Below are 20,161 nucleotides of genomic sequence, written 5' to 3'. Positions count from 1 at the left end.
TCCACACGAGAGGGTGACCATGACCATCGCTGACCAGGTACAGGACTTCGCGCGAACCGAGAACGCCGACGCCGTGCCGAGTCCGACCGACGAAGACTTCAAGATTCCCGACGAGGGGGTACCGGAGCCGCAGCGCAAGGCGGTGCTGGACAAGCTGGAGAACTACTTCACGGACCTCCAGGGCAGGTTCCTCGGCTACCAGACCAACGAGGACCTCAAGCTGCGCGAGCCGATGGCCCGCTTCCTCGACTACCACTTCAACAACGTCGGCGACCCGTTCGAGGACTCGCACTTCACCCTGCACACGCGGTGGGCCGAGCGCGCGGTCCTGGACTACTACGCCAAGCTGTGGAACGCCAAGCCCCGCACCAAGGTGAACGGAGAGGTGCCCAAGGACGCCTACTGGGGCTACGTGCTGACGATGGGTTCCTCCGAAGGCAACAACTACGCCCTCTGGAACGCCCGCGACTACCTGTCCGGCAAGACCCTCATGCGCGAACCGGCGGAAGGGGGCGGCGCGCAGTACGTCTGGGTGCAGGACACCGCGCCCGCCCACAACCAGAACGCCTACTCGCCGGTGGCCTTCTACTCGCACGACACGCACTACTCGGTGGCCAAAGCGCTGCGGGTGCTGAACATCCCGAACTTCTACGAGGTCGGCACCAAGCTCTACCCGTACGCCAACCCGTTGAACGACGGGCCGTGGGACCACGAGGTCCCGTCCGAAGGCGGCGACAGCGGACCGGGCAGCATCGACATCGACAAGCTGGCGACGCTGGTGGAGTTCTTCGCGAGAATGGGCCACCCGGTGATCGTCAACCTCAACTACGGCAGCACGTTCAAGGGCGCCTACGACGACGTGGCCGCCGTCTGCGAGCGCTTGCGGCCGATCTTCGCCAAGTACGGGCTGGACAAGCGCAAGGTCCGCTACGGCCGCGACGAGAACGGCAACGAGCTGGTCGACGAGCGCACCGGCCACTGGATCCACGTCGACGGAGCACTCGCCGCGACCTACGCGCCGTTCATCGAGAAGCTCGTCAAGGCCGGCGGCACCAAGGCGTCCACCCCGCCGCCGACGTTCGACTTCCGCGTCCCCGAGGTCGCCTCCATCGTCACCAGCGGCCACAAGTACCCCGGCGCGCCCTGGCCGTGCGGCGTGTTCATGACCAAGGCGAACCTCCAGATGCAGCCGCCGGAGCAGCCCGCCGTGATCGGGTCGCCGGACACCACGTTCGGCGGGTCGCGCAACGCGTTCTCGCCGCTGATCATGTGGCACTTCCTGGCCAAGCACTCCCAGAACGACCAGATGGCGATGATCCGCAACGCCCTGGAGGTCACCGACCACGCGGAGGAGAAGCTCAAGGCGCTGGGCAGCACCTGGGAGGCCGCGCGGACGCCGCTGGCGCTCACGGTGCGGTTCAAGCAGCCGTCCCCGGACCTCGTCCACAAGTACTCGCTGGCCACGGTCCCGCTCAAGGTGGGGGACGACGTCGTCCACTACGCGCACCTGTACGTGATGCCCCACGTCACGAAGGAGATGATCGACGAGCTGGCGGCCGATCTCGCCAAGTCCACCCCGTACACCATGCCGAAGCAGCGCGGTGGCGTCGACCTGACGACCTACGTCGACGGCTCGGCCGAGACCGGCGACATCGCCCGCCTCGCCCTGGTGCACCTGTCCGGCAACGCGTTCTAGGAAGGAGCGGCTCATGAACCACGACGAGGAACCGGACATCCACGGCTTCGTGCTGATGGGTGAGCAGGTCGTCCACGGCGGTCACCTGGCGATGTTCACGATGGCCGCCCACCGCTACCAGGTGGTCGCGACGTTCGGGTTCACCGCCGACGCTCAGAAGACCTACACCGAAGCCAGGAAGGCCGCGCCGTCGGCGACGTTCGTCGTCGTCAACGACGAGAAGCTGTTGCTCCCGAAGATGCTGGCCGACAAGAAGTTCGCGGGCACCATCCTGAAGGTGGTGGACAACGACCTCCAGAACGCCGTGGCGATCGTCCGGGGCACGCCGGTCGACATCACGTCGGTGCTCTACGACCGGCCGTTCCAGGACAGCGACGCCTACCCGCCCAAGCCCACGTACCTGCTGTTCGGCACGGGCGCGGAAACGCACGCCACGCACTACATGACCAAGACTCCCGACTACCAGCTCCTGGTCGACGTGAGCGTCACCAACTCGGAGCTCACGACCGCGGAGCTCGCGGCCGGCGTGCTCATGGAACTCCAAGGCGTGACGGAGGATCACTCGCCCACTACGAGTCCTATCCCGCCGGGCACCGTCTTGCAGGCACTCAGCGCACAAGGGAAGAAGGCCACTCTGACGGTCACCCACACTCAGTGGTTCGACACGAAGGAATTGAACGGCATGGCCAACTACTCCGTTCGTCTTCTTGAAGCGGTGGAGGCGGCTGCCGTGTGATCTTGGCGGTGTGAGTCTCCGGAGGGGCTGCTGCGCGCGATGCGCAGCAGCCCCTTCCGCGCGGTCAGATGTGAATCACCACCTTCTGGTGCGCGGACTTCGCCATCGCGCGCACGGTGCGGGTGGTTCCATCGGCCTCGTGCACCACGACGGTCCAGTCCCGTTTGGACACCTTGCCGGGGAACCAGCCCTTGGCCGGGTGCACGGTGACCTTGTCGCCGTTCTGCACGATCCTGGTGCGGGAGGACAGTTTGCGGTCGTCGTCCTCGTAGAGCGTGAACTCGCCCTTGGCGCCGGCCGTGACGTGCACGGTCAGTTCGTCGGACGGGTTCTGCGCGTCGTTGGTGACGTTGTTCGTGCGTTCCACGAGGAGGCCGCCCGAGCGCAGGAACACCGGCATGGTGTCGAGGCCCGAGGTGACGGTCGCCCAGGAGTTGCCCTGGTGGACCTGGCCGGTGAAGTAGTCGGTCCACTGGCCCGGAGGGAACCACACCCGCGTCTCGGCGGTCTCGCCCGGCGTCGTCACCGGTGCGACCAGGAGGTCGGGGCCGAGCAGGAACTGGCTGTCCGCGGTCGCGTACGCCTCGGCGCTGCCGGGGTGTTCGAGGTAGGGCGGGCGCACCATCGGCACGCCGGTCCGGTTCGCCTGCTCTGCCAGCGAGTGCAGGTAGGGGACCAGGCGTTCGCGCAGGTTCAGGAACTTCGTCGCCGATGCCTGCGCGGCTGGGCCGTACTGCCACGGCAGGCGGTCGCCGTGGTTGCTGTGCAGGCGGGTGATCGGCTGGAACGCGCCGAGCTGCACCCAGCGTGCGTACATGTCGTCGGGCAACTTGGTGGTGTAGCGGAGCTGGCCGTTGTCGAGGTACTGCTCTGATCCTGGCAGGCCGGTGGTGTCGTTGTGCCCGCCGATGTCGTGGCTGATGTTCGACATGCCGGTCGCGACGCCTTCGGCCGAGGTGTAGCCGATGGTGGCCTTGAGCGTGCCCCACGTCGACGACGTGTCGCCGGTGAAGTGCAGGGTCGTGCGCTTTTCCGCCCACGGGCCGGTCTGAAGCGGTCCGCCGCCGCTGTAGCCGCCTGCCTGCAACGAGCCGAAGCCGCGGGAGAACGCGAAGGAGCCCATCTTCGAGTACTGCTCGTTGATCCACGTGTCGGGCGTGACGCCGCGGCGTGAGGAGCCTGAGCCGTCGCAGCACCAGTCGAGCCACCAGAAGTCGGTCGGCATCTTGCGGTGCAGCTCCACGTACGCGCGCAGCTGGTCGGGGTCGCCCCAGTCGAACAGGTAGTTGTCGCCGCTCTTCGTGAGCTTGCCCTTGGCCGTGGCCTGCGCTCGGGCGAAGTCCGGGTCGTCGCCGCGGATGCTCGGGTGGATGTTGAGCGTGCTGTGCAGGCCCTGGTCGTGCGCCCACTCCAAAAAGCCCTGCGGGTCGGGGAACTTGGCCTGGTCCATCTGCCAGCCGTTCCACAGGTTGTGGCCCTTGAAGTCGGTGTCGACGACGAGGACGTCGAGCGGGACGCCGTGCTTGCGGAAGTCGGGGACGATCTTGTCGCGGAAGTCCGCGGCGGTCCTGTCGATGTACTCGGAGTACCAGACGCCGTAGGCCCAGCTCGGCAGGAGCTTCGGTCCGCCGGTCAGTGCCGCGAGGTCACCGAGGGCGGTCTTGTAGTTCTGGCCGTAGCCGAACACGTAGCCGTCCTGGTACGGCTGTGCGCCCCGGTCGGCGCGCGGGTTGCCGGTGCGCAGTGCGGACGGGGTGTCGTCGAGCATGAACCAGCCGTCGCGGTAGAGGAGGCCGGGGAAGGTGCGCGGCGCGCCGTTGTTGCCGGTGTAGCCGTCCAGCGAACGGCGGTAGCCGCCGAGCGCCAGGTGCTGCGTCGACGTGTTGACGCCGATGGTGTCGAGGTTGACGTGGCAGCCGGCGTCCGGGCAGGTGATCGTGAGGTCGGACGTTCCGGCGGGCAGCGGCACCTGGACCGTCGTGGTGGCCCACGTCGCCCAGTCCGCGGTCGTCGGCACCGTGTGCGGCTGCCCGTTGACCAGGACGGTGCGTGGTTCGTGCTTGCCGTCGCCGCCCCTGCCGTTGGCGTAGCGCAGCACGACCGGGTAGGTGCCCGCGGCCGGGACGCTCGTCACCCGGTGGCTGACCCGCGTGCCGCCGACGAGCTCGGAGACGAACCCGGTGCCCGCGTACCCCACGTGCTCGTCCGCGATCTTGGCGGCGCCGCCGACCTGCGCGGTCTCCGCCTCGCAGCTGGTGCCGAACCGGCAGTCGTCCGTCGCCCTCGTGCCGGGGTAGGGCTGGCCGGCGGTGAGCAGGGCCAGGCTGTCGACGTTGACGTTGCCCGAGTCCGCCGCCGTCTTGCGGAGCGTGACGCGGTGCTCGCCCGCGGGGAGGTCGACCTCTGCCTCCGCCGTGCGCCAGTCGCGCCAGTCCGCGGTGCGCGGCAGCGTGATCTGCCGCGGCGCCTTCCCGTCGACGCTCAGGCTGAGCGTGCGGTCCTCGTGCCGCCCGTCACCGCCGTTGCCGTTCGCGTACCGCACGACGACCCGGTGCCTGCCCGCGCTGGTCGCGCGCACCGTCGCCGTGACGTCGTTGTTGGTGTAGGAGAACCCGGCGACGAACCCGGGCCCGGTGTGCCCGGGGTGGTCCGCCGCGACGAGCATCCCCTCGCGCGCCTGGTCCTCGGCCTCGCAGAGCTGTCCCGTCGCACAGACCACCCGCCGCCACGGGGACGCGGTCGTGCCGGCCGCCTTGAGCTCCAGGTTGTCGGCGCGGAACGGGCCGGACCCCACCCGGTAGCGCAGCGTCAGCGCCGAGGTGGTGATGACCAGCCAGCCGTCCGTGACCCGCGACGTGTAGGCCGGAGTGGGGAAGCTGCGGTTTACAACGTTGTAAGTCGAGGCGTTCTCAAAACGCCCGTCGCCCGCGTACTCCGTCCGGACGAGTGTGGGGGACAGGACCTGGAACCGGGCCTGCCCGGAGACCACCGTGTCGTCCGGCCGGGCGGTCGCGGGGGTGGGGAGTCCCAGGGCCACCAGGGCCAGCAGGGGGATGACTGTCGAGCGTTTCCGCATCGTTCTCCTCGTCTGACGCCGTCGGCTTCCGAGGTGTCCGGCTGACCGGACGTCCCTCACCTTGGCCTGACCCGGTTGAGCGATCAAGACACCAGTCGGAGCAGGGGAGCGGCGGACGAACGGCGGTGCGTTTGCACGGCGGTCCGGCGGGCACTCCCGCCGTGACGGCCGGAGGAGAGCCGATGTACGCCGACGACCTCGTGTGGCCGTGGTGGGAGGCGTTGCGCGTCGACTGCCCGCTGTTCGACATCCACACGCACGTGGGGGTCAACGATCCCAGCGGTTTCTCCGCCACGGCGGACGACGTCCGCGCGGCACTGTCCCGGCTGGACGCCGGGGCCGCGGTGTTCCCGCTGACCGAACCGGACGGTTACCGCGACGCGAACGACGCGGTGCTGAAGGAGGCCCCGCTGGTCCCGTTCTGCCGGGTCGCGCCGGGGGACGACCCGGCCGGCGAGGCGCGCCGCTGCGTGGAGGCCGGTGCCGCGGGGATCAAGCTGCACCCGGCCAGCGACGGGTTCGAGCTGGACGACCAGGAGCTCACCGGCGTCTTCGGCCTGGCGCACGAGCTGCGGCTGCCGATCGTGGTGCACGCGGGACCGGAGAACGACGCGCTCGGCGACACCCTGCTCGCGCTGCTGGACCGGTACTCCGGCGCCCGGTTCGTGCTCGCGCACGACGGCCTGACCGACCTGGCCTGGCTGGCCGGCCACCCGCTGCCCGCCACCCTCTTCTTCGACACGTCGTGGTGGAGCCCCACCGATCTGGTGACGCTCCTCGGCGCCGTGCCACCCGGACGGGTGCTGTTCGGCAGCGACATCCCTTACTCGACACCGACCTGGGGCGCGCACGCCACGGCCCGGTGCGCGATGTACGCCGGGCTCGACGACGAACGGCTCGCGAGTGTCCTGGGAGGACAGTCACGCCGCCTGGTCGACCGCGCCGACCCGCTCGACCTCGGCCCCGCACCGGGAGCCGTGCCGCCGCTCGACCCGCTGCTGGAACGGCTCTACGTCTACCTCGCGGCCGCCGTCGAACCCACGAAGCGCGGAGAGCCGCTGGGACAGCTCCTCAACCTCGCCCGGCACTGCTGCCGCGTGCGGTCCGGTCATCCGCACCGGGCGGTGTTCGAGTCGGTGCGGGAGCTGCTCGACCGCTACGAGCAGCACGCGCCCCACCTGACCACCGGCAACCAGTACGCCCCCGGCTGGGACCTCGTCGCGACGGCCGCGATCGTCGCCCGCACGCCGGGAACGCCACTGCCCGACCTCTGACGGGTGGCCGCTCAGGCCATCTCCCGCCGGACCTCGGGCAGCGTCGCCGCCCCGAGCACCGTCTCCAGCTGCTCCCACCGCGTCACCAGATCACCGAGCATCAGCATCATCACCTCGGGGAACGCGAACAGGAAGCTCTGGTAGCGGTAGTGGTCGAGGTAGTACACCAGGACGTCGTCGTCCAGCGCCGTGACGGACGTGGTGCGGGCGTTGAAGAACATGTCGTAGTGGCCGAGCAGCGCGCCGCGTCCCAGCACCGCGCGTTCGTAGATGCCGCCGAAGTCGATCTCGACCCGGCCGCGGGCGACCAGGAACACGCCGTGCGCCGCGTCGTCCTCGCGGAACAGCACGTCTCCCGCCGAGTAGGGGATCTCGTCGAACATCGACGCGAGCGTCTCCAGCTCCGAGTCCTGCAACGAGTGCAGGAGCCGCACGCCGTGCGGGTCGACGCTCTCGCGCAGGCACGCCACCCGTTCGGCCAGCTCGTGGTCCACCAGGTGGTTCATCCTCATGCGCACGAACCGCAGCATCCGGTCGGTGTTGCGCGACTGGCGGCGGGACTTGCCCGCGCTCGGCGGGGTGTAGAGGGACTGGTCGCCGCTGATCCTGGCGGCCTCGCGCAGGCCGGACTCGTAGGCGCTGTGCACGCAGCCCCAGTGGTATGGGTTCGTGCCCTCGCCGGCGAAGAACAGGGTGTCGCCGACGGGTTCGGCGAGGATGGCGATGTCCTTCGAGGACGAGCCGACGCCGATGCACGTGTAGGAGCCCAGCGCGTACGGGTCGGCGGACCAGCCCGTCCGCGAGACGGACTCGGCCGGCGGGACTTCCTCGCCGAAGATGTCCCGCACGACGCACTCGGCGTAGGCGGTGACCTCCTCCTCCGGCCACGTCTCCATCTCCCGGCCGAGCGACGCGCCGAGCAGCATCACCAGGACCGGCTTGCCGTGCGACCTCCACATGCTGATCACGACGGTCGGGTACTGGTCGGTGTCGCGGCACAGGTAGCCGAAGACGTACTGCTCGCGCGGCCAGAACGGCTCCGCGTAGTGCAGGGCGATCTTGTTCAGCGTGCCGAAGCCGAGCCGGGTGATCGCCGACCGCTTCGCCGCGGGCAGCGGCGGCTCGAACTCCACCGCTGACGTCTTGAGGACGCCGAGCGGCAGCGTCACGAGCACCTTGTCCGCCTCGAACACACCTCGCGACGTCACGACACGACCCGGTTCGACCCGGGTGACGACGTGGCCCAGCCGGATGTCGAGGTCCTCGGCGAGAGCGTCCACAACGGACTGGTAGCCCTCGTGCAGGGTGCTGTCGCCGTAGCCGTAGACGAGGTAGCCGTCCTCCCAGTGCTTGAGCGACAGCTTGTCCAGGTCTTCCGCCGCGTCCTCGCGCAGGAGCACGTTGAGGTGGTAGCGCACGGCCTGCTCGTCCTCCCGGGACAGTTCGCGCGCCGCGAGGATCTGGCGCACCGCGTCGCCCAGCGACACGTCCGGGAGGTCGTCGTGGCGGGTGGCGGCGGCGCGTTGTTCCAGCTCGTGCAGGACGTCGTCGGCCAGTTCGAGGGTCCTGGTCTTGCGGCGGTGGCTCATCGCGCGCAGGTCGGCGCCGAACAGGTCGAGGCTGTCGAACCCGCCGGTGTACGCGCTGTCGCCGCCCACGTAGCTGAACGGGATGCCCAGCTCCTCCACCAGCTCGGTGATCGGGTTGCCGTCCGTGCCGTGGATCCAGTGCGCGCCCAGGTCCACGCCGTGCTCGTCGGTCCAGATCCTCCCGCCGACCCGGTCCCGCGCTTCCAGGACCACGACGGGATGGCCGCGGTCGCGCAACGCGCGTGCGGCGGACAGGCCCGCGATACCCGCGCCCACGACCAGGACGCTCGCAGCACCGGCCACACCTTCGGATTCCACTGGCATCACTTGATTGTGGTGCCGCCGCGTCTGCCGGGACATTCCCGGATCGAGTGCACCTGGCCGCCCGCACTCGCCGTCCGGAGTTGCGCTGCGCGAGGGAACCGGAAGCGCCGGGTAGTGACTTGATCTCGAAATCACCGGTATAACAAGTTCTCATACGTCAATAGTGAGGAAGATCACTTTGAACCACACAACGTCGTGTGACAACCCTTTTCCTGGTTCATCCCGTCGCGCGTTTCTGGCTGGAACAGGTTCCATTTTGGGGGCTGCGGCCCTCGCGGTCGTCCCGGCCGCGCGAGCCTCCGCGGCGATCGCCGACGCGGCCGTCGTCCCCGCGCTGGTCATCGGGACGGGGTACGGCGGGTGCGTCACGGCGCTGCGCCTGGCCGAGGCGGGCGTGGACGTCCACATGGTCGAGATGGGCATGGCCTGGGACACCCCCGGCTCCGACGGCAAGATCTTCGCCAACACCACCACGCCGGACCAGCGGTCGTTCTGGCTGCGCACCAAGACCAAACAGCCGCTGAGCAACTTCCTGGGCTTCCCCATCGACAAGTCGATCCCGCGGTACACCGGCGTCCTCGACGCCGAGGAGTTCGCCGGCATCACCGTCTACCAGGGTCGCGGCGTCGGGGGAGGGTCGCTCGTCAACGGCGGCATGGCCGTCACGCCGAAGCGCGAGACGTTCGGCGAGATCCTGCCGTCGGTCGACCCCGCCGAGATGTACGGCACCTACTACCCGCGCGCCAACGCCGAGCTCGGTGCCGCCCTGGTCCGGCCGGAGTGGTTCGAGAGCACCGCCGCCTACCAGTACGCGCGCGTCGGCCGGAAGCACGCGCAGCGCTCGAACTTCCCGTACGTGTTCGTCCCGACCGTGTACGACTGGGACTACATGGAGCAGGAGGAGGCGGGCACCGTCCCGGAGTCGGCACTGGCAGGGGAGATCCTCTACGGCAACAACCACGGCAAGAAGTCGTTGCAGAAGACCTACCTGCCCAAGATCAGGGCGACCGGCCGCGTCACGATCTCGGCGCTGCACCGGGTCGTCTCGGTCGTGCCGGCGTCCGGCGGCTACCTCGTCACGATCGAGCAGCTCGACACCACGGGAGGTGTCGTCGCCACCAAGCAGGTGACCGCCGCCAAGGTGTTCTTCGCGGCGGGCAGCGTCGGCACCAGCAAGCTCCTGGTGAAGCTGAAGGCCACGGGCGCGCTGCCGAACCTGAACGGCGAGGTCGGCGCGGGCTGGGGCGACAACGGCAACGTGATGTGCGGCCGGGCCAACCACCTGTGGGACCCGACCGGGAGCCTCCAGTCGGCGATCCCGACGCTCGGCATCGACAACTGGGCGGCGGGCGGCGCGTTCGCCGAGGTGGCGCCGCTGCCGACCGGCTTCGAGACCTTCGCGTCGTTCTACCTGTCGATCACCAGGACGCCCAACCGGGCGCGGTTCACCTGGAACCCCGCCACGAACAAGGTCGACCTGAGCTGGCAGACGGAGTGGAAGCAGGTCTCGATCGCGGCGGCCAAGACCATCTTCGACAAGATCAACTCGAAGGAGGGGACGATCTACCGGACCGACCTCTTCGGCGTCTACAAGATCTGGGGCGACCACCTCACGTACCACCCGCTCGGCGGCGCGATCCTCGGCAGGGCCACCGACAACCACGGCCGCCTGCACGGCCACCCCGGTCTCTACGTCGTCGACGGCGCGCTGATCCCCGGAACCACGGTCGTGAACCCGTTCGTCACGATCACGGCGCTGGCCGAGCGGAACATCGCGAGGATCATCGCCACCGACTTCTGAGGAGACGGCGTCAGAGCTTCGGCAGCACGCACATCGCGTCGAGGCCGAACACCCGGTTCAGCCGCCCGAACGCGAGCCACGACCCGATGCTCATCGTCAGCTCCACGGTCTCCCGCTGGCTGTAGTGCTCCGCCATCCGGGACCAGAACTCCTCGTCCAGGCCGTGGTGGTCCAGTGCGTACCGCTCGGCGTACTCCGCGGCCAGCCGCGTGCGGTCGTCGAAGGCGCCTGTGGTGCGCCACTGGGTCACCGCGTCGGCGAAGCCCTCCTCGACCTTCTCGCCGTCGCGTTCGGTCCGCCAGTCGAGGCAGAACAGGCAGCCGTTGATCTGGGCGATCCGCAGCCGCGCCGCCTCGAACTCGCGCAGCCCGAGCGTGGAGTGCTGGTACACGGCGAGCGAGAACCCCGCGGCGGCGACACCGATGCCCGGCACCATCTCGCTCCACACGTACCCGATCGGGTCCTTGCCCTCGGGGATGTCGATGTTCATCCCTTGCTCCTTCCGAGCTTGCCCGCGACGGGGCGCAACGGGACGTCGAGCGCGTCGTACAGACCGGGTTCGGCGTCGGCGAGCCAGTCGATGGCGTTGACGATGCGGCCGACCGCGGTCGCGTTGCCGCCCGCGGACCGGTTCTCGCCCTCGTCCACCGCCTCGACCGAGACCTCGATGCGCGGCCGGCCCTCGATGATCACCCTGTGCGCGCCGTCGCCCGACGGCGGCATCGGCCAGTCGGTGGCGCAGGAGGCGTGGATGCGCGTGACGTGCTCGATGACGATGAGCGGTTCGCCGCCGACGACGCCCTGCACCTCGAACCGGATCGCGCCCTGCGTGCCCGCCTCGAACTCGCCCATCGTCCTGGTCGTGACGGTCTCGTCGAGCGCGCGCCGGTCGACGGTCTCGCGGATCTCGTCGAGCTCGACGCCCAGCGCCCGTGCCATCAGCCGGATCTGCCCGCCCCACACCATCGTCGGCACGGACGGCAGGAGCATCGGTGCCTGGTAGTCGAGCGGCTGCCCGAACCCGATCAGCCACCGCACCGCGTCCGGCTGGTCGTAGGTGGAGTAGTCGAAGATCTCCTGGCAGCGCACGGAGTCGATGGTGTGGCCCAGCCCGCTGACCATCAGCGGCAGCACGTCGTTGCCCCAGCCGGGGTCGACACCGGAGACGAAGAGCGACCCGCCGCCCTCCGCGACAGCCGCTAGAACAGGTTCTCGAAGTTCCGGGGGAGCGCTGCGGTGGTCGTACAGCGCGTACAGCGACGGCGTGACCACGACGGCGCCGGCCCTGATCGCCCTGGTGATGTCGGTGAGCGCGTCGCCGGGCCGGACGTCCCCGGACGCCGCGTAGACGACGGCGCGCGGACTGGCCGCCAGCACCGCGTCGACGTCCGTGGTGGCCGCGATCCCGAGCTCGTGGTCCAGCCCGGCGAGGTCGCCCGCGTCGCGACCGGCCTTCCCGGGGTCGTGCACGACCACGGCCGTCAGCTTCAGTCCGGGATGGGCCTCGACGGCACGAATCGCCGAACGGCCGACGTTCCCGGTGCCCCACACCACTGTGGCGATCATGCGGGTAGACTAACTAGAACACGTTTCAGTCTACAAGGGTCCATCAGGTGTACGGCGGGGCCGGTCGGGCGGCGGCGGCACGGAGATCCCGGGGCCGCGGCCGGCACCACGACGGCCGGCTCGCCGTCACCCGTCCGGCACTAACGCCTCTTCTCGTACCGGGTGAGGACCACCCCTTCGGGGAACGTCCTGGTCTCGACCAGGGTGAGGTCCACCCAGCTGTCGAGCGCGGTGAAGAACGGCGTGCCGCCACCCAGCACGACCGGCGCGGTGGCCAGCACGTACTCGTCGACGAGCCCCGCCCGCATCGCCGTCGCGGCGAGGGTGGCGCCACCGATGTCCATCGGGCCGCCGTCCTCCGCCTTGAGCCGGGTGATCTCCGCGACCGGGTCGCCGGTGACCAGGCGGGAGTTCCAGCCGACCTCGGTGAGGGTGGACGAGAACACGACCTTCGGCATGTCCACCCAGCGGCGGCCGAACTCCGCCTCCGCCGGGGTGGTGTCCGGCCGCTGCGCGACGAAGGGCCAGTGCGGGCTCATCGCGTCCCACAGCTTGCGGCCGTAGAGCGCCAGCTCCGTCGCCGCCACCCGGTCCGACCAGTACTGGAACAGCTCGTCGCTCGGCACGCTCCAGCCGAGGTCGCCGCCCGGCGCGGCGGTGTAGCCGTCCAGGCTCACGTTCATCCCGTAGATCAGTTTCCGCATGCGGTCAGCCTCCCCTGGTCCGGTCTCCCGCGTGCAGACCGGCACGGGGCGGGAAAGTCATCGGTCAGGACGGAAGTGCCCGCGCGACCGGCCACGCGCCCGACGAGGTGTTCGCCAGGGCCGTGGCCACCGTGCCGGTGTGCGGGTCGTACCAGGACTTGAACGACACACCGGGGTCGTAGCCCGCGAGGATCACCGTGTCCGTCGTCTCGTGCAGCCAGAAGCCGAGCCCGTACCGCAGCGACTCCTCGGGGACGTGGTTGCGCGGCCGGGTCGCCTCCGCCGCGAGGTCGCTGTCGAACAGCGCGCGCCAGAACCGCGTCATGTCCGCCGCCGTCGTGTAGATGCCGCCGTCGCCGTTGCCCAGCACGGGCAGGTGGAAGACGTTGGTCCGGTCCTGCCCTTCGAGGTAGCCCACGGCGGCGTCGCCCGGCAGCTCGTCCGAGCGCGGGAACCCGGTTCCCGTCAGCCCGAACGGTTCCAGCACCCGCTCGTGGACGAGCGCGTGGAAACCGCGTCCGCTCGCCCGTTCCGCGAGCAGCGCGAGGACGACGTAGCCGCTGTTGCAGTAGCCGAACCGCTCGCCCGCGCGGAACTTCGCGGCGTGCCCGTCGAGCAGCGGCAGGAACGCCTCGGTGGTCGTGAGCAGGTGCGCGGCGCCCACCAGGTAGTCCTCGACGTCCCAGCCGGCCTCCTCGTCGAGGTAGTCGCCGATGCCGGACGTGTGGGCCAGCAGGTGCTCGACCGTGACGTCGCCGGAGATGAGCGGGAGGTCGTCGCCGAGCAGCTCCCGCGCGGTCGTGCCCAGGCCCAAGGTGCCGTCCCGGACGAGCGAGAGCACAGTGAGGGCGGTGAAGCCCTTGCCCCCGCTGGCGATGCCGAAGCGGGTGCCGGCGGTGTTCGGCACGCCGTGCGCCCGGTCCGCGAACCCGTACGCGCGTTCGAACACGGTCTCGTCCCCGCGGTCGACCCTGACCACACCGGAGAAGCCGGTCTCCTCGGCGATCCGTTCGACGTCCTCCCACCCCATCGGCGCAGGTTAGCGCCACCCGCCCGGCGGCTCGACCGAGTTTTCCGCTCTGGCGTGACAACCGAACGAGCGGGCATCCCGTTTCCGGAGTACCGGGGGAGGTGCACACAGGGGAAAGGATCGATCCGTTGGCGCTCGCCACGACCACGCCGCCGCGGAAGGCCGTCCCCGCGCCGGCCACACCGCGGCGCGGACGGCTGTTCGCGCTGGTGGCGTTCCTGCTGCTGGCCCAGATGGCGATCGCGATGGTCACCACGGCCGTCCAGCAGACCCCGACGATCGACGAGCCGGTCTACATCGGCGCGGCGGTGACCTACGTCGAAGAGGGCAGCCTGCGCTACAACCAGGAGCACCCGCCGCTCGGCAAGCTCGTCATGGCGACCGGCCTGGCGTTCACCGGCATCGCGTTCGAGCGGGGCTTCACCGGTGACCAGACCGAGTTCGGCAGGCACGTCCTCTACGAGTCGGGCAACGACCCGCAGCACCTGCTCCTGCTGGCCCGGCTGCCGGTCATCGTGCTCACGCTGCTGTTCGGCGTCGTCGTGCTGCTGTTCGCCCGCGACCTCACCGGCAACGCGGGCGGTCTCGTGGCGTTGGGGCTGTACGCGTTCTCGCCGGACCTCATCGCGCACGGCTCACTGGCCACGCTCGACGTGCCGTCGGCCGGGTTCGTGCTCACCGCGGTCTGGCTGCTCTGGCGGGCACGGGAGAACGCGGTGCACCTGCCGCTCGCGGGACTCGCGCTGGGCGCGGCGCTCGCGACCAAGATGAACACCCTCGCGGTCGTGCCGGTCGTGCTGTTCCTCGCCTGGCGGTCCCGCGGCCAGGTCAGGCCGGTGGCCGTCGTGGCGCTCGTGGCGGTGGCCGTGGTCTGGGCGTCGTACGCGGTCGTGGACCCGTCGCAGGTGTTCCCGCTGCCGTACCTGGAAGGGCTGGGCCTGCAGTTCGGGTTCGAGGACCGGGTGTGGGGCGGCTACCTGTTCGGCACGCACTACGAGGGCTCGCACTGGTACTACCTGCCGGCCGCGTTGCTGGTGAAGACGCCGCTCGGCGCCCTGCTGCTGTGGGCGGCCGGAACCGCGGCGGTCGTCCGGCGCCCGCAGGCGCTGTACGTGCTGCTGCCCGCGGCGGTGCTGCTCGCCGCGGCGATGACCGGCAACCGCGACCTCGGCGTGCGGTACGCGATCTTCGTGCCCATGTTCCTCGCCGTGGCGGCGGCGTTCGTGGCGGACCGGCGCTTCGCCGCACCCGCCGTCGCGGTCGTCGCGGCGAGCTCGCTGTGGGCGTTCCCGTACTACCTGCCGTACTCCAACGAGCTGTTCGGCGGCCCGTCCAAGACGCACCTGCACCTGCACGACTCGAACGTCGACTGGGGACAGGACCTGGGCAGGCTCGCCGAACGGCTGGAACGCCACTCCGGCGAGCGCCTGTGGCTCGTCTACAAGGGCGCCGGGGTGCCCGAGCACTACGGCATCCACGCCGAGGACCCCGGGAAGGTGCCCGCAGACCTGGTGCGGGGTGTGCTCGTCGTGTCCGACACCGCCATCGCGAAGGCCGACGAACGCCTTCAGGCGCTGCTCGACACCAGCGCGCCCATCGACGTCGTCGGCCACTCGATCACGATCTTCCGCCGCTGACGGCTACTCGCCTTCCGGGGCGGCCTCGTCGTCGCGCCAGACGTCCGCGATGTTCCGGTCGAACATCGTGGCGAGCGACACCAGCGCCGCGTCCATGTCCACGTCGTCGGGGTCGACGAGCGCTTGCAGGTGGATGCCCAGCAGCGCGCCGTTGAGCGCCACGGCCGCCGTGCGTTCGCGGACCACCGCCGTGTCCGGGTCGGCATCGGCCGGGCGGCGCAGGCGCAGGAGGGTCTCGATGCCCTCCCGGCGGCGGCTCAGGAACTCCTGGTACTGCTCGTGGACGACGCCCCGGTCGTTCAGCGCCTCGACGAGCATCATGAACACGAGCGACGCGTTGCCGTCGTGCATCAGCTGGGCCGTCTCGGCGAACACCTCGGTGAGCGACGGGATGTAGTCGTAGCGCGAACTCGGCCACAACCGCTCCACCGCGCGTTCGACGACGGCCATGACGAGGCCGTCCTTGTTCTTGAAGTGCCAGGGGATCGAGCCGCGGCTGATGCCGGACCGCTTCGCGATGTCCACAAAGGACGTGCGCTCGAACCCTCGTTCGGCGAACAGCTCCTCCGCGGCGTCCAGGATGCGGCGGCGGCTTTCGTCGCCGATCTCGTCGATGCGGCGCTGTCCCGTTGAGCTCACGCGGTCATCGTACGAGCCGGGCCATGTCGCCGAGGACGTGCCGGGTGCTCGCCAGCAGCACGAGCCCCGCCAGGACCGTCCCGGCCGGTGCCACCACGGTGACGGCCATCTGCTCACCCCACGCCACCTCGGCGGCGCCGGTCACCAGCGCTCCGCCGATGCCCCCGATCACGGCAGCGCAGACGTTCATCAACGCGAACGCCCTGGAGCGGATGGCCTGCGGCGTCACCCCGGCCACGACGAGGCTCAGCGGGACGATGCCCGCGAAGGTCATGCCCTGGGTCAGCACGCCGATGACGACGTAGCTGGTCACGTCCGGCGCGTGCGCCTGCAGGGCGAAGCCGATCCCCAGCACGGCGAACGCCGCGGCCGCGAGGTGCAGGCACGCCTTGGGGCTGCGGCGGAAGAGCCGGTCGCTGAGCCAGCCGCTGAGCGCCGCCCCCGTGAGGCCGCCCACCGCGCTGATCGAGGTGATCACGCCCCGTGCCGCGGCGTCCTGCCCGAGCTGCTCCTCCAGCAGGGTGTTCAGGTAGATCGGCACGGTCGTGACGGCCAGGCCGAACGCGCCGAGCGCGAGCGCGATCAGCATGAACGAGCGGATCTGCCGCAGCTGCGCGAACGCGCCGCGCGGCGCGGCTGTCAGGGTCTCGCGCGGCGGCTCCGGCAGGCGCAACGCCGCGATGCCGAGGACCAGCGCCGGTACCGCGAGGAAGGCGAACGCCCACCGCCAGGGTTCGTTCTCCTCGGGGATCAGCGCCGCGAACGCCGCCGCTATGAGCGGCCCCACCACGATGCCCAGCGGCTGGCCCGCGCGGTGCAGGCCGAGCACGCGCCCGCGCACACCGGGGTGGTAGGCGTCGACCAGCAGCGACGCCTGGATCGAGCCCTCGTTGGCCTTGCCCGCGCCGGAGACCACGCGGGCCACCATCGCCTGCCAGTAGCCCTGCACCACGCCGAGGACGCCCGCCGCGGCGGCCCAGGCGAGGGTCGCGACGCCGGCGATCCGGGTGCGCCGGTACCTGTCGCCGAGCACGCCCAGCGGCAGCGCGGCCAGGGCGACCATCACCCCGCCGATCGCGCCGAGGAGGCCCATCGCCGCCGTGTCGATGCCGAGCGACTTGCTGATCTCGGGTGCGAAGACGATCAGCATCACGCCGTCGACGCTGTCGAGCACCTGGAGGCCCATCAGCACGCCGATGGTGGCGCCGCCTCCGGTCGCGAGCGCTTTGCCCGTGGTCGTTGTCATGGCGACGAGGCTACTATGCTGACAAACATAGAGTCGACAAGCCAACATAGAAAGGCTCTGACATGCGGAAATGGGCTGGAGCTGTCGCTTTCATCACCGGCGGCGCCAACGGGATCGGGCTGGGGATCGCACGGGCGCTGGCTAGGCGGGGTGTGCTCCTCGCGCTGGCCGACCTCGACGCGGCGGCGCTGGAGGACGCGGCCGGGGAGCTGACCCGGCTCACGAAGGTGCGCACCTACCGGTTGGACGTGCGGGACCGCGCCGGGTTCGCCGAGGCCGCCGACGAGGCCGAGCGCGAGCTGGGACCGGTGGACCTGCTGTTCAACAACGCCGGGATCGTCCCGGTCTCGTCCGTCGCCGACCTCACCTACGACAAGTGGGACCTCGCGCTGGACGTCAACCTCAACGGCGTGGTCAACGGCGTGCAGACGTTCCTGCCGCGGATGATCGGCCGCAAGTCGGGGCACATCGTCAACACGTCGTCGGGCGCCGGGCTCGTCCCGGACGCGAACCCGCTCTACGTCACCGCGAAGTTCGCCGTCGTCGGCCTCTCGGACTCGCTGCGCCTGTCCGCCGCCGCCCACGGCGTCGACGTCAGCGTGCTGTGCCCCGGCCCCGTCGACACCGGCATCCTCGACCGCACCCGGTCGCTCGACTCGTCGGTCGGGATCCCGGACGAGCACGCGCCCGCCGTGGCGGAGTTCCTCAGGAACGGGCCGAGCGTCGACCAGGTCGGCGAGGAGGTGCTGGCGGCGATCGAGGCGGGCAAGCAGTACGTCTACACCAGCGGGTACGACCTCCGGCCGCAGCTGGAGGCGAGGGCGGCGGCCCTGCTCTCCTGTCTCTGAGCCTGTCTCCTGGCTGGTCTCCGAGCCGGTCTCAGATCAGCGCGCGGATGGCCCGTTCGAAGCCGATGACGTGCTGGGCGGCCAGTTCGGCGGCCTTCTCCGCGTCGCCGTCGACGATCGCGGTGAGCAGCGGGACGTGCTCGTCGACGTGGCCCGCCATCCCGGACAGCCGCGGCAGGAACACGCACCAGATCCGGGTCGCGAGGTTGTCGTAGGACACGAGGGTGTCCTCCAGGAACGGGTTGTGCACGCACCGGTAGATGGCGCGGTGCACACCCACGTCGTCGCGCAGCAACGCGACGTTGTCGCCCGGCCGGGCCGAGGTCTCCAGGTGTGACCTCAGCCCGGTGAGGGCGGCACGGTCGGTGGCCGTGGCCCGCTCGGCGGCGGCGGACGCGGCGAGGGGTTCGAGCGTCCTGCGGACCTCGGAGATGTGCGACAGGTCGGAGATGTGCACGTCGGTCGCGAACGTGCCGCGCCGGGGGTGGGCGACGACGAGCCGTTCCTGCTCCAGGCGCTTGAGGGCCTCGCGGATCGGGGTGCGGCCAACGCCCAGCTCGGCGCGCAGCGGCTCCTCGTTGATGGGCTCGCCGGGCTTGATCTCCAGCATCACCAGGCGGTCCCGCAGGACCGAGTAGGCCCGCTCGGTGAGCGAGGTGGCGGCGGCGGGCTCGTCGTTGACCCGTGCGTTCATGTGACCTACCGTACGGCACAGACTGATATACCAGTAGTCGACCAGTCTGGACGCGGGAGGCGCCGCACATGACCAGCCCGCCAGGAGCGCACCTCCCCGAACACCCGGACTTCCTGTGGGACGACCGCGAACCGGCGTCCTCCTACGACGTCGTCGTGGTGGGCGGCGGCGGGCACGGCCTCGCGACGGCGTACTACCTCGCGAAGGTCCACGGCATCACGAACGTGGCCGTGCTGGAGAAGGGCTGGCTCGCGGGCGGCAACATGGCCCGCAACACCACGATCATCCGGTCCAACTACCTCTGGGACGAGAGCTCGGGCATCTACGAGCACTCGCTCAAGCTGTGGGAGGGCCTGGAGGACGACCTCGGCTACCCGATCCTGTTCGACCAGCGCGGCGTGCTGAACCTCGCCCACAGCCTCCAGGACGTCCGCGACAGCGTCCGCCGGGTCAACGCGAACCGGTTGAACGGCATCGACGCGGAGTGGGTGGATCCTGCCGGGGTCAAGGAGATCTGCCCGATCGTCAACGTCTCCCCGGACGTGCGCTACCCGGTGCTGGGGGCCACCTACCAGCCGCGCGCGGGCATCGCCAAGCACGACTACGTGGCCTGGGGCTATGCGCGGGCCGCGCACGCGATGGGCGTGCACCTGATCCAGAACTGCGAGGTCACCGGGTTGGAGGTGGAGCACGGCCGGATCGCCGCCGTGCGGACGTCACGCGGTCGCATCGTCGCCGGCAAGGTCGCCCTGTGCGCCGCGGGGCACAGCTCCGTGCTCGCGAAGATGGCCGGGATCAGGCTCCCGCTCGCCTCGCATCCCTTGCAGGCACTGGTTTCCGAGCTGCTCGAACCCGTGCACCCGACGGTGGTGATGTCCAACGCCGTGCACGTCTACGTCTCCCAGGCGCACAAGGGAGAGCTGGTGATGGGCGCGGGCATCGACAGCTACAACGGTTATGGGCAACGGGGTTCGTTCCACATCATCGAACAGCAGATGTCCGCCGCGCTGGAGCTGTTCCCGGTCTTCGCCCGCGCGCACCTGCTGCGGACGTGGGCGGGCATCGTCGACGTCAGCCCGGACGCGTCCCCGATCGTCGGCCTCACGCCGGTCGGCGGGCTGTACCTCAACTGCGGCTGGGGAACCGGCGGGTTCAAGGCCACGCCAGGCGTCGGCGACTGCTTCGCGCACACGATCGCCCACGACGAGCCGCACCCGTACAACGCGCCGTTCACGCTGGAACGCTTCACGACCGGCGCACTCGTCGACGAGCACGGCGCGGCCGCCGTGGCGCACTGAGGA

16 protein-coding genes are annotated in these 20,161 nt (G+C 70.2%); 7 read left to right on the top strand and 9 right to left on the bottom strand.

The window, feature by feature from the left end:
* Positions 1–19: 19 nt before the first annotated feature.
* Both BLT23_RS22030 and BLT23_RS22025 read left to right on the top strand, forming a co-directional pair.
* Entirely contained in the window at positions 20–1,696 is a 1,677-nt protein-coding gene (locus BLT23_RS22030) for a pyridoxal-dependent decarboxylase (protein ID WP_090051732.1), read from the top strand.
* A 13-nt stretch (positions 1,697–1,709) separates the two neighbouring features.
* Complete coding sequence (locus BLT23_RS22025) at positions 1,710–2,432, top strand: hypothetical protein (protein WP_090051731.1); 723 nt, start codon at positions 1,710–1,712, stop codon at positions 2,430–2,432.
* Positions 2,433–2,496: 64 nt separating this feature from the next.
* Here the strand turns inward: BLT23_RS22025 and BLT23_RS22020 are convergent, their stop codons facing one another.
* Complete coding sequence (locus tag BLT23_RS22020) at positions 2,497–5,508, bottom strand: TIM-barrel domain-containing protein (RefSeq protein ID WP_090051730.1); 3,012 nt, start codon at positions 5,506–5,508, stop codon at positions 2,497–2,499.
* 182 nt (positions 5,509–5,690) lie between these two features.
* On the opposite strand from BLT23_RS22020, the gene BLT23_RS22015 reads away from it, so the two are divergent.
* Entirely contained in the window at positions 5,691–6,782 is a 1,092-nt protein-coding gene (locus tag BLT23_RS22015) for an amidohydrolase family protein (protein WP_090051729.1), read from the top strand.
* Between the two features lie 11 nt (positions 6,783–6,793).
* Here BLT23_RS22015 and BLT23_RS22010 read toward each other — a convergent pair whose 3' ends face one another.
* On the bottom strand, positions 6,794–8,695 hold the full coding sequence (locus BLT23_RS22010; protein ID WP_090052051.1) for an FAD-dependent oxidoreductase: 1,902 nt from the start codon (positions 8,693–8,695) through the stop codon (positions 6,794–6,796).
* A gap of 256 nt (positions 8,696–8,951) precedes the next feature.
* Here BLT23_RS22010 and BLT23_RS22005 point away from each other — a divergent pair, with 256 nt between their 5' ends.
* Positions 8,952–10,496 carry a GMC oxidoreductase gene (locus BLT23_RS22005; RefSeq protein ID WP_090051728.1) on the top strand — a complete coding sequence of 515 codons (1,545 nt, stop codon included), beginning with the start codon at positions 8,952–8,954 and terminating at the stop codon, positions 10,494–10,496.
* Between the two features lie 10 nt (positions 10,497–10,506).
* On the opposite strand, the gene BLT23_RS22000 is transcribed toward BLT23_RS22005, so the two are convergent.
* The 4 genes from BLT23_RS22000 to BLT23_RS21985 all read right to left on the bottom strand — a co-directional run bounded on the left by BLT23_RS22000 (position 10,507) and on the right by BLT23_RS21985 (position 13,796).
* The gene (locus tag BLT23_RS22000; protein WP_090051727.1) at positions 10,507–10,986 is read right to left on the bottom strand and encodes a carboxymuconolactone decarboxylase family protein; all 480 of its coding nucleotides are present in this window, start codon (positions 10,984–10,986) and stop codon (positions 10,507–10,509) included.
* Positions 10,983–12,062, bottom strand: a complete 1,080-nt coding sequence (locus BLT23_RS21995; protein WP_090051726.1) for an NAD(P)H-dependent amine dehydrogenase family protein — start codon at positions 12,060–12,062, stop codon at positions 10,983–10,985. Before BLT23_RS21995 ends, BLT23_RS22000 begins: the two co-directional genes overlap by 4 nt.
* Before the next feature lie 140 nt (positions 12,063–12,202).
* Positions 12,203–12,766, bottom strand: coding sequence for a dihydrofolate reductase family protein (locus tag BLT23_RS21990; RefSeq protein WP_090051725.1), 564 nt, complete (start codon positions 12,764–12,766; stop codon positions 12,203–12,205).
* A gap of 64 nt (positions 12,767–12,830) precedes the next feature.
* On the bottom strand, positions 12,831–13,796 hold the full coding sequence (locus BLT23_RS21985; RefSeq protein ID WP_090051724.1) for a serine hydrolase domain-containing protein: 966 nt from the start codon (positions 13,794–13,796) through the stop codon (positions 12,831–12,833).
* Positions 13,797–13,924: 128 nt separating this feature from the next.
* Here BLT23_RS21985 and BLT23_RS21980 point away from each other — a divergent pair, with 128 nt between their 5' ends.
* Entirely contained in the window at positions 13,925–15,433 is a 1,509-nt protein-coding gene (locus BLT23_RS21980; RefSeq protein ID WP_245744090.1) for an ArnT family glycosyltransferase, read from the top strand.
* Positions 15,434–15,436: 3 nt separating this feature from the next.
* On the opposite strand, the gene BLT23_RS21975 is transcribed toward BLT23_RS21980, so the two are convergent.
* Positions 15,437–16,072: a TetR/AcrR family transcriptional regulator gene (locus BLT23_RS21975; RefSeq protein ID WP_176946870.1), complete on the bottom strand. Its 636-nt coding sequence runs from the start codon at positions 16,070–16,072 to the stop codon at positions 15,437–15,439.
* A gap of 4 nt (positions 16,073–16,076) precedes the next feature.
* Positions 16,077–17,318: an MFS transporter gene (locus BLT23_RS21970; RefSeq protein ID WP_176946869.1), complete on the bottom strand. Its 1,242-nt coding sequence runs from the start codon at positions 17,316–17,318 to the stop codon at positions 16,077–16,079.
* A gap of 62 nt (positions 17,319–17,380) precedes the next feature.
* Here BLT23_RS21970 and BLT23_RS21965 point away from each other — a divergent pair, with 62 nt between their 5' ends.
* Positions 17,381–18,166: an SDR family oxidoreductase gene (locus BLT23_RS21965; RefSeq protein ID WP_090051721.1), complete on the top strand. Its 786-nt coding sequence runs from the start codon at positions 17,381–17,383 to the stop codon at positions 18,164–18,166.
* A 31-nt stretch (positions 18,167–18,197) separates the two neighbouring features.
* Here BLT23_RS21965 and BLT23_RS21960 read toward each other — a convergent pair whose 3' ends face one another.
* The gene (locus tag BLT23_RS21960) at positions 18,198–18,860 is read right to left on the bottom strand and encodes a GntR family transcriptional regulator (RefSeq protein WP_090051720.1); all 663 of its coding nucleotides are present in this window, start codon (positions 18,858–18,860) and stop codon (positions 18,198–18,200) included.
* A gap of 68 nt (positions 18,861–18,928) precedes the next feature.
* Between BLT23_RS21960 and BLT23_RS21955 the strand changes: the two genes are divergently transcribed.
* Positions 18,929–20,158, top strand: a complete 1,230-nt coding sequence (locus BLT23_RS21955) for a sarcosine oxidase subunit beta family protein (RefSeq protein ID WP_090051719.1) — start codon at positions 18,929–18,931, stop codon at positions 20,156–20,158.
* The last annotated feature ends 3 nt before the right edge of the window (positions 20,159–20,161 follow it).

Origin of the sequence: Lentzea fradiae, assembly GCF_900100955.1 — a bacterium.
Lineage (GTDB): Bacteria > Actinomycetota > Actinomycetes > Mycobacteriales > Pseudonocardiaceae > Lentzea > Lentzea fradiae.
Note: the sequence above shows the minus strand (reverse complement) of the source record. Positions and strands in the feature narration are given on the sequence as shown.